Origin of the sequence: Variovorax sp. JS1663, from assembly GCF_002157355.1 — a bacterium.
GTDB lineage: Bacteria > Pseudomonadota > Gammaproteobacteria > Burkholderiales > Burkholderiaceae_C > Variovorax.
Genome location: NZ_LYMK01000036.1, coordinates 1 through 14,273 on the forward strand (window position 1 = coordinate 1; position 14,273 = coordinate 14,273).

The 14,273-nt window shown below is 68.6% G+C and carries 14 protein-coding genes; 7 read left to right on the forward strand and 7 right to left on the reverse strand.

Features of this window, described 5'->3' with window-relative positions:
• Window positions 1-1,443, forward strand: a 1,443-nt coding sequence (locus A8M77_RS25055; protein ID WP_238136963.1) for a hypothetical protein, incomplete at its 5' end; no start/stop codon positions are given.
• Between the two features lies 1 nt (window position 1,444).
• Here A8M77_RS25055 and A8M77_RS25060 read toward each other — a convergent pair.
• The 4 genes from A8M77_RS25060 to A8M77_RS25075 are packed head-to-tail and all read right to left on the reverse strand — an operon-like array spanning window position 1,445 to window position 5,932.
• Window positions 1,445-2,224 carry an enoyl-CoA hydratase gene (locus A8M77_RS25060; RefSeq protein ID WP_086924233.1) on the reverse strand — a complete coding sequence of 260 codons (780 nt, stop codon included), beginning with the start codon at window positions 2,222-2,224 and terminating at the stop codon, window positions 1,445-1,447.
• A 59-nt stretch (window positions 2,225-2,283) separates the two neighbouring features.
• Window positions 2,284-4,077: a M61 family metallopeptidase gene (locus A8M77_RS25065; protein ID WP_086924234.1), complete on the reverse strand. Its 1,794-nt coding sequence runs from the start codon at window positions 4,075-4,077 to the stop codon at window positions 2,284-2,286.
• Window positions 4,077-4,799, reverse strand: a complete 723-nt coding sequence (locus A8M77_RS25070) for a DsbC family protein (protein WP_086924235.1) — start codon at window positions 4,797-4,799, stop codon at window positions 4,077-4,079. Before A8M77_RS25070 ends, A8M77_RS25065 begins: the two co-directional genes overlap by 1 nt.
• A 23-nt stretch (window positions 4,800-4,822) precedes the next feature.
• Window positions 4,823-5,932 carry an FAD-dependent monooxygenase gene (locus tag A8M77_RS25075; protein WP_086924289.1) on the reverse strand — a complete coding sequence of 370 codons (1,110 nt, stop codon included), beginning with the start codon at window positions 5,930-5,932 and terminating at the stop codon, window positions 4,823-4,825.
• A 52-nt stretch (window positions 5,933-5,984) separates the two neighbouring features.
• Between A8M77_RS25075 and A8M77_RS25080 the strand changes: the two genes are divergently transcribed.
• From A8M77_RS25080 to A8M77_RS25090, 3 genes are all read left to right on the forward strand, one after another.
• Complete coding sequence (locus tag A8M77_RS25080) at window positions 5,985-6,869, forward strand: MOSC domain-containing protein (RefSeq protein WP_086924290.1); 885 nt, start codon at window positions 5,985-5,987, stop codon at window positions 6,867-6,869.
• Between the two features lie 95 nt (window positions 6,870-6,964).
• On the forward strand, window positions 6,965-8,056 hold the full coding sequence (gene ychF, locus A8M77_RS25085) for a redox-regulated ATPase YchF (RefSeq protein WP_086924236.1): 1,092 nt from the start codon (window positions 6,965-6,967) through the stop codon (window positions 8,054-8,056).
• A 2-nt stretch (window positions 8,057-8,058) separates the two neighbouring features.
• The gene (locus A8M77_RS25090) at window positions 8,059-8,733 is read left to right on the forward strand and encodes a glutathione S-transferase family protein (protein ID WP_086924237.1); all 675 of its coding nucleotides are present in this window, start codon (window positions 8,059-8,061) and stop codon (window positions 8,731-8,733) included.
• 15 nt (window positions 8,734-8,748) lie between these two features.
• On the opposite strand, the gene A8M77_RS25095 is transcribed toward A8M77_RS25090, so the two are convergent.
• Window positions 8,749-9,219, reverse strand: coding sequence for a YqaA family protein (locus A8M77_RS25095; RefSeq protein ID WP_086924238.1), 471 nt, complete (start codon window positions 9,217-9,219; stop codon window positions 8,749-8,751).
• A gap of 172 nt (window positions 9,220-9,391) precedes the next feature.
• On the opposite strand from A8M77_RS25095, the gene dusB reads away from it, so the two are divergent.
• The 3 genes from dusB to purH all read left to right on the forward strand — a co-directional run bounded on the left by dusB (window position 9,392) and on the right by purH (window position 12,424).
• Window positions 9,392-10,450 carry a tRNA dihydrouridine synthase DusB gene (dusB, locus tag A8M77_RS25100; RefSeq protein WP_086924239.1) on the forward strand — a complete coding sequence of 353 codons (1,059 nt, stop codon included), beginning with the start codon at window positions 9,392-9,394 and terminating at the stop codon, window positions 10,448-10,450.
• Window positions 10,451-10,480: 30 nt separating this feature from the next.
• A complete protein-coding gene (locus A8M77_RS25105; RefSeq protein WP_068683508.1) occupies window positions 10,481-10,717 on the forward strand; it encodes a Fis family transcriptional regulator in 237 nt (78 codons plus the stop codon).
• Between the two features lie 129 nt (window positions 10,718-10,846).
• The gene (gene purH, locus A8M77_RS25110) at window positions 10,847-12,424 is read left to right on the forward strand and encodes a bifunctional phosphoribosylaminoimidazolecarboxamide formyltransferase/IMP cyclohydrolase (RefSeq protein WP_086924240.1); all 1,578 of its coding nucleotides are present in this window, start codon (window positions 10,847-10,849) and stop codon (window positions 12,422-12,424) included.
• Window positions 12,425-12,471: 47 nt separating this feature from the next.
• Here purH and A8M77_RS25115 read toward each other — a convergent pair whose 3' ends face one another.
• Window positions 12,472-12,978 (reverse strand): hypothetical protein, encoded by a 507-nt coding sequence (locus tag A8M77_RS25115; protein WP_086924241.1) that lies wholly within the window; start codon window positions 12,976-12,978, stop codon window positions 12,472-12,474.
• Window positions 12,975-14,273, reverse strand: coding sequence for a glutamate-1-semialdehyde 2,1-aminomutase (gene hemL / locus A8M77_RS25120; RefSeq protein WP_086924242.1), 1,299 nt, complete (start codon window positions 14,271-14,273; stop codon window positions 12,975-12,977). The genes A8M77_RS25115 and hemL overlap by 4 nt, the downstream gene beginning before the upstream one ends.

The following is a 14,273-nucleotide window of genomic DNA, read 5'->3' on the forward strand; positions in this document are numbered from 1 at the left end:
CAAGCGACGCCCGCCGCCGTGGACAACCCTGCGCCGCAGCTCCACTACGACTGCAATGAAAGAGAGGGTAGTCCAGTGAGCGGCATCATGGAAAGCGACGACGGCATGGACGATCTGCGCGACGAGCGGCTGCGGCGCGCACTGGCCCACGCACCGGACCACGCCGCGGCGCCGGACTGGCGCACGCGCAAGGCGATCCTCGATCAGGCGCGTGAAGCGGTCGCGCCCTCGCTGGCGGTGGTGCCGATGGAGCCGGCGCGATCGTGGTGGCAGCGCCTATTGGGCCTGGGCGGATCGGGCGGCGGTGCCCGCATGCCCTGGAACGCCGCTTTCGCGACCGTGCTGGTCGGGGTGCTGGTGACCGTGCTCTGGCAGCGGGAGCCGGTGCCCGGTGCGCGGCCCGATGGTGAGCCGCCTGCTGCGGCAACCGCTGCGAGGCCCGCCGAATCGCCCGCGGCGCCTCCTGCTGCGCCTGCCGCTGCACCGCCCCCCGCGCCGGTGCAGGCGCCGACGCCAGCTCCGGTGCCAGCCCCGTCCCAGCCAATGAGCGAGCGGGCGCTGCCGTCCAGCCAGGACATCCCGGGCACGCCCTTGCCCCCGCCCGAGCCGGCCCCGCCGGCCGCGGCGAAGGCAGCGCGGCCGGCGCGGCCGCCGGAGCGCCCCAATGCCGCGCCCGCCGAGCCGGCGCGCCGGCAGGCCGAGGAAGCGGCACTGGCGGCATCCGCCGGCGACAGCGCGAAGGAAGCGAGGAAGCGGGAGACACCCGCGATCCAGCCCGCGCCGCCGCCGGCGATGGCAGCTGCGCCTGCACCGGTCACGCCCCCGTCAGGGGCTGCCGGCGCGGCCGCTTCCCGCGATGCTTCGCTCGAGGGGCTGCGCCGGGAGGCAGAGCGAAGCGCCTCGAGTCAGCGCTTTGCCGCGCCGTCCGGTCCGACGCCCGGCGCGGCTCGCGCTGCCAACGAGCCCCCGCGCCCGGCCGCGGCCGCAGCCGCAGCCGCAGCCGCACCCCCCGCGCCGCGCGCCGCCGAATCGAGCGAGCTCCCCAGCTTTGCCGCGCTCTCGCAATGGAACCGCATGACCATCACGCCGCGCGGCGGCGCCGGCCGCAGCCTGTCGCGCAGGGAGGCGATGGAGCTCAATGCGCTGCTGGGGTCGGCCGCGCTCTCGGCCGTCGGCCCGCAGCCGCTGGCGGGCACGGCCGAGTGGCGCGTCACCCTCGAGCGCGGCAACGGCGAGGTGCTGGCCACCTTCGAACTGGGGCGCAACCAGGTGCGTTGGCGCGAGGGCCAGAAGCCGGCGACGACGGGTGCGCCTTCCGCAGCGTCGCTGGCCGCCCTGCGCGATGCCCTGCAGCACGCGGTGGAACCGCCGGCGCAGCCGCCCGCGCTGCCATGGAGACCGGCGCAGCCGCCGGCCGAGCCGGAGACAGCGCCTTCCCGCTGACTCACTCGTGCTTGAAGGCCGCCTTGCGCTTGTTGACGAAGGCGTCCATGCCTTCCTTCTGGTCCGTGGTGGCGAACAGCGCGTGGAACAGGCGCCGCTCGAACATCACGCCGTCGGCCAGGCCGCTTTCGAAGGCGCGGTTGACCGACTCCTTGGCCGCCATCACCGCCACCTGCGAGAAGTCGGCAATGATCAGCGCGGCACCCAGCGCCTCGTCCATCAGCTTGTCGTAGGGCACGACGCGGCTGACCAGGCCCGAGCGCTCGGCTTCGGCGGCGTCCATCATGCGGCCGGTCAGCGTCATGTCCATGGCCTTGGCTTTGCCGACCGCGCGCGGCAGGCGCTGCGTGCCGCCGGCGCCGGGGATCACGCCGAGCTTGATCTCGGGCTGGCCGAATTTCGCGTTGTCGGCCGCGATGATGAAGTCGCACATCATCGCCAGCTCGCAGCCGCCGCCCAGTGCGAAGCCGCTCACCGCCGCGATCACGGGCTTGCGCACGCTGCGGATGGTTTCCCAGTTGCGCGTGATGTAGTCGCCCTTGTAGACGTCGACGAAGCTGTAGCTCGCCATGGCGCCGATGTCCGCGCCCGCGGCGAAGGCGCGCTCGCTGCCGGTGACGATGATGCAGCCGATCGCCGGGTCGGCATCGAAGGCCTTGAGCGCGGTGCCGAGTTCGGTCATCAGCGCATCGTTGAGCGCGTTCAGCGCCTTGGGCCGGTTCAGCGTCACGATGCCGACCTTGCCGGCCTCGGTGCGGACTTCGATGGTTTCGTAGCTCATGGGGGAGGTCTCCTGGAAGGAAAGGAAGCGGGGGGCGGAAGAGGGAAGCGCCGCGCTCTCTACTGCGGCGCCAGCCATTGCGCGAGCTTCGCGGCGTCCTGCACGGCGAGCCGCCAGGTGGTGACGCCGCTGGGCAGCGTGAGCGGCAGGCGCAGCAGCCGCCGGTCGCGCGCCACCAGCGCGGTGATCTTCTTCAGCGGGCCGAGGTAGAGCGCCAGGTCGTCCAGCCGCGCGATGCGCCAGCCCTGCGCCGGCCGGCCCTTGTGCGCTGCCAGTTCGATGCCGATCCACTCGTCGTTGGCCGAGAAGCCGGCTTGCTCGGCTGCGCCGCCACGCAGCACCATCTTGACCTGCACGCTGCCGTTGGCTTCGGCCACGCGCAGGCCCAGTTCCTGGGCGCGCTGGGCCGGGTCCTCGTTGGCGCTCACGCCGTGTCGGCCCAGCTGCTCGGCCAGCGGCAGCTCATCGGTCGAATGCACCCACTGCGCGATCTCGTCCGCGAATGAGCGCCCGCCCACGGCCTCGAGCGCGGCCGCGAAGTCCGGCTCGGCCACCGGGCCGCCGCCGCTCTTCGTCCACAGCAGCCGCATCACGTCGTCCAGGGAGCCCTTGCCCTCGGCGCGCAGCGTCAGGTCGAAGCACAGCGCCACCAGCGCGCCCTTGGTGTAGTAGCTGATGGTGGTGTTGGCGGTCTGCTCGTCCTGCCGGTAGTACTTGACCCAGGCATCGAAGCTCGCCTGCGCCACCGACTGCACATGGCGCCCCGGCGCCTGCAGCACCTGGTTGGCGGTTTTGTTGATGAGCCGCAGGTAGCCCGCATCGTCCAGGCGCCCGGCGCGGCGCAGCAGCAGGTCGTCGTAGTAGCTGGTGAAGCCCTCGAACAGCCACAGCAGCTGCGTGTAGTTCTCCTGCGCGTAGTCGTAGCGCTCGAACTCCGCGGGCCGCAGGCGCTTGACGTTCCAGGTGTGGAAGTACTCGTGGCTGATCAACCCGAGCAGCGTGGTGTAGCCCTCGCCCTGCTTCTGCACGCCGAGCTGCGGCAGGTCGCGCCGCGTGCAGATGAGCGCGGTCGAGTGGCGGTGCTCGAGGCCGCCGTAGCCGTCGTCCACCGCGTTCAGCATGAAGACGTAGCGGTCGTGCGGAGGCTTCGGGCTGCCGCGCTTGCCGACCTTCGGGCCGTGCCAGAAGCGCATCTGCGTCTCGCAGATGGCGCGCGTGTCGGCGATCAGCCGCTCGCCGTCGAAGGAGGGCGGTGCGCCCGCGACCACGAAGCGGTGCGGCACGCCGCAGGCCTCGAACTCGGCGCTCCAGAAGGCACCCATCTCCACCGGACTGTCGGCCAGCTCGTCGTAACCGGCGGCCAGGTAGTGACCGAAGCCGTGGCGGTCGGTCTTGGTGGGCTCCAGGGCTGTGGCGCAGGACCAGCGTTGCTCGTCCGGTGCCAGCTTCGGCCCGACGATCTCGATCGCATGCGGCGCCTCGGCCTGGCCATCGACGCGCAGGCACAGGCTGGTGCCGTTGAAGAAGGCGCGCGTCGCATCAAGCCAGGCGGTGCGCACCGAGTTGTCGTAGGCGCAGACCTGGTAGCGCAGCTCCAGCGGCTTGCCGGGCGTGCAGTCGATCTGCCAGCTGCACTTGTCGAGCTGATGCACGGCCAGTGCGCGACGGCCCTGGCGGGCCTGGAGATCCTGCAGGTTCTTCGCGAACTCGCGCACCAGGTAGCTGCCCGGGATCCAGACCGGCAGCGCGACGCGCTGCCGCGCCGCGGGCCGCTCGATGCGCAGCAGGACGGCGAAGAGATGCGCGTGTCGGTCCGCGCACTCGACGCGGTAGTGGACAGCCGGCGCCACCATCAGTTGATTGCGGCGAGTTGTTTCTCGACCTGCGCTGCCGGAATGGCGCCCGGTGCGCGCGTGCCGTCACCGAAGATCAGCGTGGGCGTGCCGGTGATGTTGTACTTCTGGCCGAACTCGCGGTTGCGCGTGAGCGCGCCCGTGTCGCACTCGGCGTTCTCGGGCGCGGTGCCGCGCTGCATCCAGTCGGCCCAGGCCTTGGCCTTGTCCTTCGCGCACCAGATGTTGCGCGACTTGGTCACCGAGTCCGGCCCCAGCACGGGGTACAGGAAGAGATGGATGGTGACGTTGTCGACCTTGGTCAGGTCGCGTTCGAACTGCTTGCAGTAGCCGCAGTTCGGGTCCTCGAAGACGGCCAGCTTGCGCTTGCCGTTGCCGCGCACGATCTTGATCGCGTCCTTCACCGGCAGCTTGTCGAAGGCCACCTCGCTGAGCTTCTCGACGCGTTCCTCGGTCAGGTTGCGCCGGGCCTTGACGTCGATGAGGTTGCCCTGCAGCAGGTAGTTGCCCTGCTCGTCGGTGTAGTAGATCTCGAAGCCGTTGATGCGCACTTCGTAGAGGCCCGGCATGGGCGCCTTGCGGATCTCGTCGATCTTGGCGAACTGGGGAATGCGCGCGGCCAGGTTCTGGCGGATCTCTGCTTCGCCGGCCGCGGCGGTCAGGCTGCAGCCCAGGGCCAGTGCGGCAAGCCATGCAGCGAGGGGTGCGGATGCGGATTTCATGATGGTGGTGCTCGTTGCAGGGTTCAGGACAGGCCCATGGCCTGCTTCGCGATCCAGTTCTTGATCAGGCGCGTGCGGTCGAAGCCGCGCATGCCCCAGTTGCGCAGCGCCGGCAGCGGATCGGCGCTGTGCGCGAAGAGCTGCTGCAGACCGTCGGTGGCGAGACTCATCGACAGCACGTCGGCGCGGCGCGCGCGCTCGTAGCGGCGCAGCAGGCGGGCATCGCCCACGCTGCGCCAGTAGTCGCGGTCCTTGATCACGTCGGCCAGCGCCGCGGCATCGGCCAGGCCCAGGTTCAGGCCCTGGCCCGCCAGCGGATGCACCGTGTGGGCGGCATCGCCGGCCAGGGCCCACGCGTTGCCGTCGGCCAGGCGGCCGGTCCAGCGGTCGGCGATGGCGCGCTGCAGCGGCCACGCGGCGCGCTCGCTGACCAGGCGCAGACCGCCCAGTGCCCCGTGGCTGGCCTCGTGCAGCGCGTGGTTGAATGCGTCGGCGCCGAGCGCCAGCAATTCGGGCGCTCGCAGCTGGTCGACCGACCAGACCAGCGCGAGCTGCTTGTCCGTCATCGGCAGCAGGGCGAAGACCTCGCCCCGGTCGTTGAACCACTGGCGCGCGGCGCCGTCGTGCGGCTCGTCGGCGACCACGCGCGCCGCGATCGCGTGCTGCGGGTAGCGCGTGACCTCGTAGCGCACGCCCAACTGCTCGCGCGTGGCGCTGATGCGGCCTTCGCAGACCACCGTCAGCGGCGCCGCCACCGGCTCGGCGACCACCTCGATACGGGACTGGAAGCGCACCGCGTCGGCCAGTTGCTGCTCGAGCGCCGGCACGTCCACGATCCAGGCCAGGGCGTCGACCTTCTGCCGCGCCGCGTGGAACTGCACGCGGCCGCCTTCGTCACCGTGCACCAGCATCTCGCGCACCGGCGTGGCGTGCGGTGCGTCGGGCCAGCCGCGCAGCGATTCGAGCAGGGCCCTGGAGGCAGCATTGAGCGCATAGGCGCGCACGTCCTGCCGCTCGGGCGTGGCGGCGGGCGCCACCAGCGCCACCCGCACGCGCTCGCGTGCCAGCAGCAGCGCCAGCGTCCGGCCGACGATGCCGGCGCCGCGAATGCAAACCTCGGGGGGAAGAGCCATCGGGGCATTGTAGGAGTGCGGGACAATCGCGCCATCGCCCAAGGACTTGCCCGTGACCGCTCCCGCCGACTTCGACCTCCAGGCCCGCATCGCCCGTCTCTTCGTCTATCCCATCAAGTCCTGCGCCGGCGTCGAGCTGCCCGAGGCGCTGCTGACCGAGACCGGCCTGGAGTTCGACCGTGCGTGGATGGTGGTCGACGAGAACGGTGAATTCGTCACCCAGCGCGAGCTGCCGCGGATGGTGCTGATCCGCCCGCAGATGAAGTACTCGGAGATGGTGCTGCGCGCCCCCGGCATGCTGGCGCTGCACATCGCTTTCGACCGGGTCGAGCAGCCGGTGCGGGTACGCGTGTGGAACGACGAGGTGGCAGCCTACGACATGGGCGACATCGCGGCCCAATGGTTCAGCGACTTCCTGTCCGAGCCGGGCCGGCCGCGCCGGCTGCGCCTGGTGCGCTTCGACCCCGAGCACAAGCGCCTGTCGAGCCTGAAGTGGACCGGCGGCGTCGAGGCGCTCAACCAGTTCGCGGACGGCTATCCGCTGTTGGTAGCCAGCGAGGGCTCGCTGGCCGAGTTCAATGCGCGCCTGGCGGACGGTGGCCATTCGGCGGTCGGGATCGAGCGCTTCCGCCCCAACATCGTGCTGGCCGGCATCGAGGCGCATGACGAGGACCGGGTGGAGATGCTGCACGTGCAGACCGCCGAAGGCGAGGCGCGGCTGCAGCCGGTGAAGCCCTGTTCGCGCTGTCCCGTGCCCGACATCGATCCGGCGACCGCCGCATCCAGCCCCGAGGTCGGCGACACGCTTCGCCGCTACCGGCAGGACCCGCGGGTGGACGGCGCCATCACCTTCGGCATGAACTGCATCGTGCGCGAGGGCGTGGAGCATCTCTTCAAGGTCGGCCAGCCGGTGGCGGCGAACTACCGCTTCGATTGACCTGCCTGCGGCAGTGACACTGCCGGTGCCCGGGGCGCGCCCGGAGCCAGCGCCTAAAATCGCCGGCTTCCCAAGCATCCTGAGAAAGCCCCGCCATGAGTCTCCAGTGCGGCATCGTCGGCCTGCCCAACGTCGGCAAGTCCACCCTCTTCAACGCGCTGACCAAGGCCGGCATCGCGGCCGAGAACTACCCTTTCTGCACCATCGAGCCCAATGTGGGCGTCGTCGAAGTGCCCGATTCCCGGCTGGCCCAACTGGCCGAGATCGTGAAGCCGGAGCGCGTCGTGCCGGCCATCGTGGAGTTCGTCGACATCGCAGGCCTGGTGGCCGGCGCCAGCAAAGGCGAGGGCCTGGGCAATCAGTTCCTTGCACACATCCGCGAGACCGACGCCATCGTGAACGTGGTGCGCTGCTTCGAGGACGACAACGTGGTGCACGTGGCCGGCAAGGTGGACCCGATCTCCGACATCGAGGTGATCCAGACCGAGCTGTGCCTGGCCGACCTCGCCACCGTCGAAAAGGCCTTGGCGCGTCACGCCAAGACGGCGCGTTCGGGCGACAAGGAAGCGATCAAGCTGGTGGCGCTGCTGGAGAAATGCCAGGCCGCGCTCAACGACAACAAGCCGGTGCGTACGGTCGAGTTCAGCAAGGAGGACAGGCCGCTGATGAAGCAGTTCTCGCTGATCACCGCCAAGCCCGCCATGTTCGTCGGCAACGTGTCCGAGGACGGCTTCGAGAACAATCCCTTCCTCGATCGCCTGCGCGAATACGCCGCCGCGCAGAACGCGCCGGTGGTGGCCATCAGCGCCAAGATCGAATCGGAACTGGCCGACATGGACGAGGAGGACAAGAAGATGTTCCTCGCCGAGATCGGCCAGGAGGAGCCGGGCCTCAACCGCCTGATCCGCGCGGCCTATTCGCTGCTGGGCCTGCAGACCTACTTCACCGCCGGCGTGAAGGAAGTGCGCGCCTGGACCATCCACATCGGCGACACCGGCCCGCAGGCGGCCGGCGTGATCCACACCGATTTCGAGAAGGGCTACATCCGCGCGCAGACCATCTCCTTCGCCGACTACATCGCCTACAAGGGCGAGCAGGGCGCGAAGGACGCCGGGAAGATGCGGGCGGAAGGGAAGGACTACGTGGTGAAGGATGGGGATGTGATGAACTTCCTGTTCAGCGCCTGAACATGATCACCGTCCACCATCTGAACAACTCGCGCTCGCAGCGCGTGTTGTGGCTGCTCGAGGAGCTCGGGTTGTCTTATGAGATCGTCCATTACCAGCGCGACCCGAAGACGATGCTCGCGCCGCCCAGCCTGCGCGCCGTGCATCCACTGGGCAAGTCGCCGGTGGTGACGACCGGGGACGGCCTGGCGCTCGCCGAGTCGGGCGCCATCCTCGAGACGCTGGTCGAGCGCTACGGCGAGGGCCGCCTCGCGCCCGCCGCGGGCACGCCCGAGGCCTTGCGTTATCGCTATTGGATGCACTATGCGGAAGGTTCGGCCATGCCGCCGCTGTTGCTCAAGCTGATGTTCGACCAGATCGAGAAGGCGAAGATGCCGTTCTTCGCCAGGCCCATCGCCAAGGGCATCGCGGCCAAGGCGAAGGCCGCCTTCATCGTGCCGAACATCCGCAACCACCTCGACTTCATGGAGGCCGAACTCGGCAAGAGTGAATGGTTTGCCGGCGCTGACTTCTCTGGCGCGGACATCCAGATGAGCTTCCCGGTCGAGGCGGCGGTGGCGCGCGGTGGCCTGGATGCGAAGCGGCCGAAGCTGATGGCCTATCTCGAGCGCATCCATGCGCGGCCTGCATACCAGCGTGCGCTGGAGCGCGGCGGGCCCTATGGCCTGCTCAGTTGAAGGTCCCGACGCCTTTCAGTTCGGCCAGATGTACAGCAGCGCGACGGTCATCGTGACGTAGCGCGCGAACTTGCCGATCGCCATGTAGACCACGCAGGGCCAGAAGGAAAGGCGCAGCCAACCTGCGACCGCACAGAGCGGATCGCCCACGATCGGCAGCCAGGCCAGCAGGCAGGCCTTGGGCCCCAGCCGCTCGAGCCATGTCAGCACGCGCATGTGGTGCTTCGAGTGTGAGTACTTGTCCGCCACCTGGTGCGCGGCATAGCCGATCCACCAGTCGACGATGCCGCCCAGCGTGTTGCCGGCGGTCGCCACGAGCACGGCGGGCCAGAACAGTTCGGGATTGAGCTTGAGCAGTCCGAAGAGCGCCGGCTCCGAGCCGACCGGCAGCAGGGTGGCCGATATGAAGGCGACGATGAAAAGGGTGCTGAGCCCGAACTGCGGAAGCGCGAGAAGCGCGAGAAGGGAGTCGAGCCAGGCTTGCATGTGCGCCTCAGTATAGAAAGGCGCGCTGTTATTCGGCCTTGGCGTATACGCGATCTGCGCGTATTTCGGTTGTCGCGTAAAGTGCAAATCGTTGCAGCGGCGGCTCCGAGGCGCCGCTACAATCGTGCCTCATTTTTCAGCAGCACCCGGCGCGCTCGCCACTTTCCTCTCCATGAATCTGCAGATCGGCAACATCGCGCTGGAGAACCGCCTGTTCGTCGCGCCCATGGCGGGCGTCACCGATCGGCCCTTCCGCATGCTGTGCCGCGAGCTTGGCGCAGGTTATGCAGTGAGCGAGATGGTGACTTCGCGCAAGGAACTGTGGAACTCGCTGAAGACATCGCGCCGCGCCGACCACGAGGGCGAGCCGGGCCCCATTGCGGTGCAGATCGCCGGGACCGATGCGGCCATGATGGCCGAGGCCGCCCTGTACAACATCGAACGTGGCGCGCAGGTCATCGACATCAACATGGGCTGCCCGGCCAAGAAGGTTTGCAACAAGTGGGCCGGTTCGGCATTGATGCGCGACGAGCCGTTGGCGCTCGAGATCGTCGAGGCGGTGGTTCGTGCTGCGGCGCCGCATCACGTGCCGGTCACGCTCAAGATGCGCACCGGCTGGAGTGCAGACCATCGCAATGCCGTCGCGCTCGCGCAGCGATTCGAGAACGCAGGTGTGCGCATGCTTACCGTGCACGGCCGCACACGCGAGCAGGGCTACAAGGGCGAGGCCGAGTACGACACCATCACCGCGGTCAAGTCGGCGGTGCGCGTGCCGGTGGTCGCCAACGGCGACATCGATTCGCCCGAGAAAGCGAAGCGGGTGCTCGCGCTCACGGGCGCCGACGCCTTGATGGTGGGTCGGGCCGCGCAAGGCCGGCCATGGATCTTTCGCGAGATCGCGCACTACCTCGCGACCGGCACCCATCTCGCGCCGCCGCTCGTGGCCGAGGTGCGGCGCCTGCTGCTCGACCACCTGCAGCAGCACTACGCGCTCTACGGCGAGTACAGCGGCGTGCGCAGCGCGCGCAAGCACATCGGCTGGTATGTGCGCGCGCTGCCAGGCGGCGAGGCTTTCCGCGACAGCATGAACGCCATCGAGGATTGCGACGCGCAGTGGCGCGCGGTCGCGGGATTCTTCGATGGCCTGGCGGCGCGGATGGACCGCATCCCCGCGGACGCCGGCGGCGGCGCACAGGCGCCGAGGGACGAGCAGGCCGATGCGCTCGCCTGAGGATGACGAAGAAAAGAAGAGAAGAGGGCCATGAGCAAGAAACACATTGAAGACTGCGTGCGAAGCAGCCTGGACAGCTACTTCCGTGACCTGCGCGGCACCGAGCCCGACGGCATGTACGACATGCTGGTGCGCGTGGTGGAGAAGCCCCTGCTCGACGTCGTCATGACGCGGGCGGAGGGCAACCAGTCGAAGGCTGCCCAATGGCTGGGCCTGAACCGCAACACCCTGCGCAAGAAGCTGGTCGAACACAAACTCCTGAAGTAGCTCTTGCTCTCCCCCAGGCTGTGCGCACTTCGTGTCGCTCCGCCAACCCCCTCACCGGGGGCAACACCAGCGGCCCGGCAAAGCCGGTTCCGCGGTGTTCCTGGAATCTGAAACTCACCCAAGGCCAACATGGCACTGAACGCACTCATCTCCGTCTCCGACAAGACCGGCGTCCTCGAATTCGCGCAAGCCCTGCATGCGCTGGGCATCCGCCTGCTGTCCACCGGCGGCACCGCGAAGCTCCTCGCCGATGCCGGCCTGCCCGTGACCGAAGTGGCCGAGCTCACCGGCTTTCCCGAGATGCTGGATGGACGGGTGAAGACGCTGCATCCCAAGGTACACGGCGGCCTGCTGGCGCGGCGCGACGTGCCGGCGCACATGGCGGCGCTCGAGCAGCACGGCATCGACACCATCGACCTGCTGGTGGTCAATCTCTATCCTTTCGAGGCCACCGTGGCCAAGGCGGGCTGCACGCTGGAAGACGCGATCGAGAACATCGACATCGGCGGCCCCGCGATGGTGCGCAGCGCCGCGAAGAACTGGAAGGACGTGGGCGTGCTCACCGACGCCTCGCAATATCCGCAGGCGCTGGCTGAGCTCCGGGCCGACGGCAAGCTGACCCAGAAGACGAAGTTCGCCTTCTCGGTGGCTGCTTTCAACCGCATCAGCCAGTACGACGGTGCGATCAGCGACTACCTCTCGGGCCTGCAGGAAGACGGTACGCAGGCCCTGTTCCCGGCGCAGAGCAACGGACGCTTCGTCAAGCTGCAGGACCTGCGCTACGGCGAGAACCCGCACCAGCAGGCTGCCTTCTACCGCGACCTGTATCCGGCGCCGGGCTCGCTCGTCAGCGCGAAGCAGCTGCAGGGCAAGGAGCTGAGCTACAACAACATCGCCGATGCGGACGCAGCCTGGGAATGCGTGAAGAGCTTCGACACGCCGGCCTGCGTGATCGTGAAGCATGCCAACCCCTGCGGCGTGGCCATTGGGAAGGATGCGCACGAGGCCTATGCCAAGGCCTTCAAGACCGATCCGACCTCGGCCTTCGGCGGCATCATCGCCTTCAACCGTCCGCTGGACCGCGCCGCGGCCGAGGCCGTCTCCAAGCAGTTCGTGGAAGTGCTGATGGCGCCCGGCTACGCGCCCGATGCGCTGGAAGTCTTCAAGAGCAAGGTCAACGTGCGCATCCTCGAGATCGCGCTGCCGCCCGGCGGGAAGACGGCCTGGGAGCAGGGGCGCAACCTGGTGGACGTCAAGCGCATCGGCTCGGGCCTGCTGATGCAGACGGCGGACAATCGCGAGCTGGCCATCGACGAACTGAAGGTGGTGAGCAAGAAGCAGCCGACGCCGCAGCAACTGCAGGACCTGCTGTTCGCCTGGAAGGTCGCGAAGTACGTCAAGAGCAACGCGATCGTTTTCTGCGCCGATGGCATGACCATGGGCGTGGGCGCAGGCCAGATGAGCCGGCTCGATTCGGCCCGCATCGCCAGCATCAAGGCCGAACATGCCGGACTGTCGCTCAGGGGCACGGCGGTGGCGAGCGACGCCTTCTTCCCGTTCCGCGACGGCCTGGACGTGGTGGTGGATGCGGGCGCCACCTGCGTGATTCAGCCGGGGGGGTCGATGCGCGATCAGGAGGTGATCGACGCCGCCGACGAACGCGGTGTCGCGATGGTGTTCTCGGGCGTCCGCCACTTCCGGCATTGAGCGAGGCCGGCGCATGACGACAAAAGGGCGGCTTCGTGCCGCCCTTTTTATTTGCCGTCGCCGAAGCGGTACTTCAACTGGAAGCTGATCGCACCGTACAGGCGGTTCTTGATTGTCGGCACGTAGGCGATGTTGAGGCCCCAGTTCCTGCCCTCGATGGCCGCCGTGGGAATGAGGGCCGGGAACCAGTTGCCGTTGCGGTAGTTCGGGTAGCCGTCAAAGCCGCCCACCACCGCGCCGAAGCGCACACCGTGGAATTCGAAGGGCAGCACGTAGAGACCGAGGTAGTGCGACTGTCGTCGGTCACTGTTGTGGAAGGTGCCCAGCGTGACGCGGTAGACGTCATTGAGCGGGTACTCGAAGCCCAGGCCGGGGTTCTTGTTCTCCAGGCCGTTGTGGCGATCGAAATGCGCCGAGTAGAAACCGGCGTTGATCCAGGTCTTCTGAATGTCGAGGGGCTCGTCGATGTTCGGCAGCGCGAAATTCGTGGATTGCGCCAGCGCCAGGCCCGGAAGAAGAACGCTCAGGGCCGGCAGCAGGCGCAGGGGATTCATTTCGGTGGCTCGGTCTTGCTGAAGATCTGGCGGGCAGCTTCGATGGTGGCAGCGATGTCTTCGTCGCTGTGGGCGGCGCTGACGAAGCCGGCTTCGTACAGCGCGGGCGCAATATACACGCCGCGATCGAGCAGGCCGTGGAACAGTGCGTTGAAGCGCGCGCTGTCGGTTGTCATCACGGTGGCGTAGTTCTGCGGCAATTCGTTCATGAGGAAGAAGCCGAACATGCCGCCTTCGCTGTCGGCGCTGAACGGCTGTCCTTCAGCGCCCGCGGCGGCCTTCAGGCCCTCGATCAGCGAACGGGTCTTCGTAGCCAGCGCTTCATAGAAGCCGGGCTTGGCGATTTCCTTCAGGGTCGCGAGGCCGCAAGCCGTGGCGACCGGATTGCCCGACAGCGTGCCCGCCTGGTAGACGGGCCCCAGCGGCGCGAGCTGCTCCATGATGGCGCGCGGGCCACCGAAGGCCGCCAGCGGCATGCCGCCGCCGATCACCTTGCCGAGCACCGTAAGGTCGGGCCGGATGCCCAGCACGCCCTGGGCGCCGTGCAGGCCGACGCGAAAGCCGGTCATGACTTCGTCGAAGATCAGCAGCGCGCCGTGCCGCGTGCACAACTCGCGGCAGCGCTTCGCGAAGGCGGCGCTCGCGCGCACGAAGTTCATGTTGCCGGCGATGGCCTCGATCATCAGGCCTGCGATCTCGTGGCCGTGCAGCGTGAAGGCCTCCTCCAGCTGCGCGAGGTTGTTGTACTCGAGGACCAGCGTGTGCTGCACCACCTCGGGCGGCACGCCGGCCGAGGTCGGGTTGCCGAAGGTCGCGAGGCCGGAGCCGGCCTTCACCAGCAGCGCATCGGCGTGGCCGTGGTAGCAGCCCTCGAACTTGATGATGTACTTGCGGCCGGTGGCGCCGCGCGCGAGGCGCAGGGCACTCATCGCGGCCTCGGTGCCCGAGCTCACCAGGCGCACCATTTCCATCGAAGGCACCAGCGCGAGGATGGCCTCGGCGAGCTCGATCTCGCGCTCTGTGGGTGCGCCGAAGGAGAAGCCATCGGTCACGGCGCGCTGCACCGCCTCGACCACTGCGGGGTGGCCGTGGCCCAGGATCATCGGCCCCCATGAGCCGATGTAATCGACGTAGCGCTGGCCGGCAGCGTCCCAGAAGTAGGCGCCCTGGGCGCGCTGCACGAAGCGCGGCGTGCCGCCCACGGCACGGAAGGCGCGCACGGGCGAATTGACGCCGCCGGGGATCACGGCACGGGCGCGCTCGAAGAGGATGTCGTTGGCGTTGTTGTCGGGCAT

Excerpts from the sequence above, each read along its gene's own strand:
- A8M77_RS25060 (WP_086924233.1), bottom strand. The coding sequence starts at position 2,224 with ATGAGCTACGAAACCATCGAAGTCCGCACCGAGGCCGGCAAGGTCGGC.
- A8M77_RS25065 (WP_086924234.1), bottom strand. The coding sequence starts at position 4,077 with ATGGTGGCGCCGGCTGTCCACTACCGCGTCGAGTGCGCGGACCGACAC.
- A8M77_RS25070 (WP_086924235.1), bottom strand. The coding sequence starts at position 4,799 with ATGAAATCCGCATCCGCACCCCTCGCTGCATGGCTTGCCGCACTGGCC.
- A8M77_RS25075 (WP_086924289.1), bottom strand. The coding sequence starts at position 5,932 with ATGGCTCTTCCCCCCGAGGTTTGCATTCGCGGCGCCGGCATCGTCGGC.
- ychF (WP_086924236.1), top strand. The coding sequence starts at position 6,965 with ATGAGTCTCCAGTGCGGCATCGTCGGCCTGCCCAACGTCGGCAAGTCC.
- A8M77_RS25090 (WP_086924237.1), top strand. The coding sequence starts at position 8,059 with ATGATCACCGTCCACCATCTGAACAACTCGCGCTCGCAGCGCGTGTTG.
- A8M77_RS25095 (WP_086924238.1), bottom strand. The coding sequence starts at position 9,219 with ATGCAAGCCTGGCTCGACTCCCTTCTCGCGCTTCTCGCGCTTCCGCAG.
- dusB (WP_086924239.1), top strand. The coding sequence starts at position 9,392 with ATGAATCTGCAGATCGGCAACATCGCGCTGGAGAACCGCCTGTTCGTC.
- A8M77_RS25105 (WP_068683508.1), top strand. The coding sequence starts at position 10,481 with ATGAGCAAGAAACACATTGAAGACTGCGTGCGAAGCAGCCTGGACAGC.
- purH (WP_086924240.1), top strand. The coding sequence starts at position 10,847 with ATGGCACTGAACGCACTCATCTCCGTCTCCGACAAGACCGGCGTCCTC.
- A8M77_RS25115 (WP_086924241.1), bottom strand. The coding sequence starts at position 12,978 with ATGAATCCCCTGCGCCTGCTGCCGGCCCTGAGCGTTCTTCTTCCGGGC.
- hemL (WP_086924242.1), bottom strand. The coding sequence starts at position 14,273 with ATGCCCGACAACAACGCCAACGACATCCTCTTCGAGCGCGCCCGTGCC.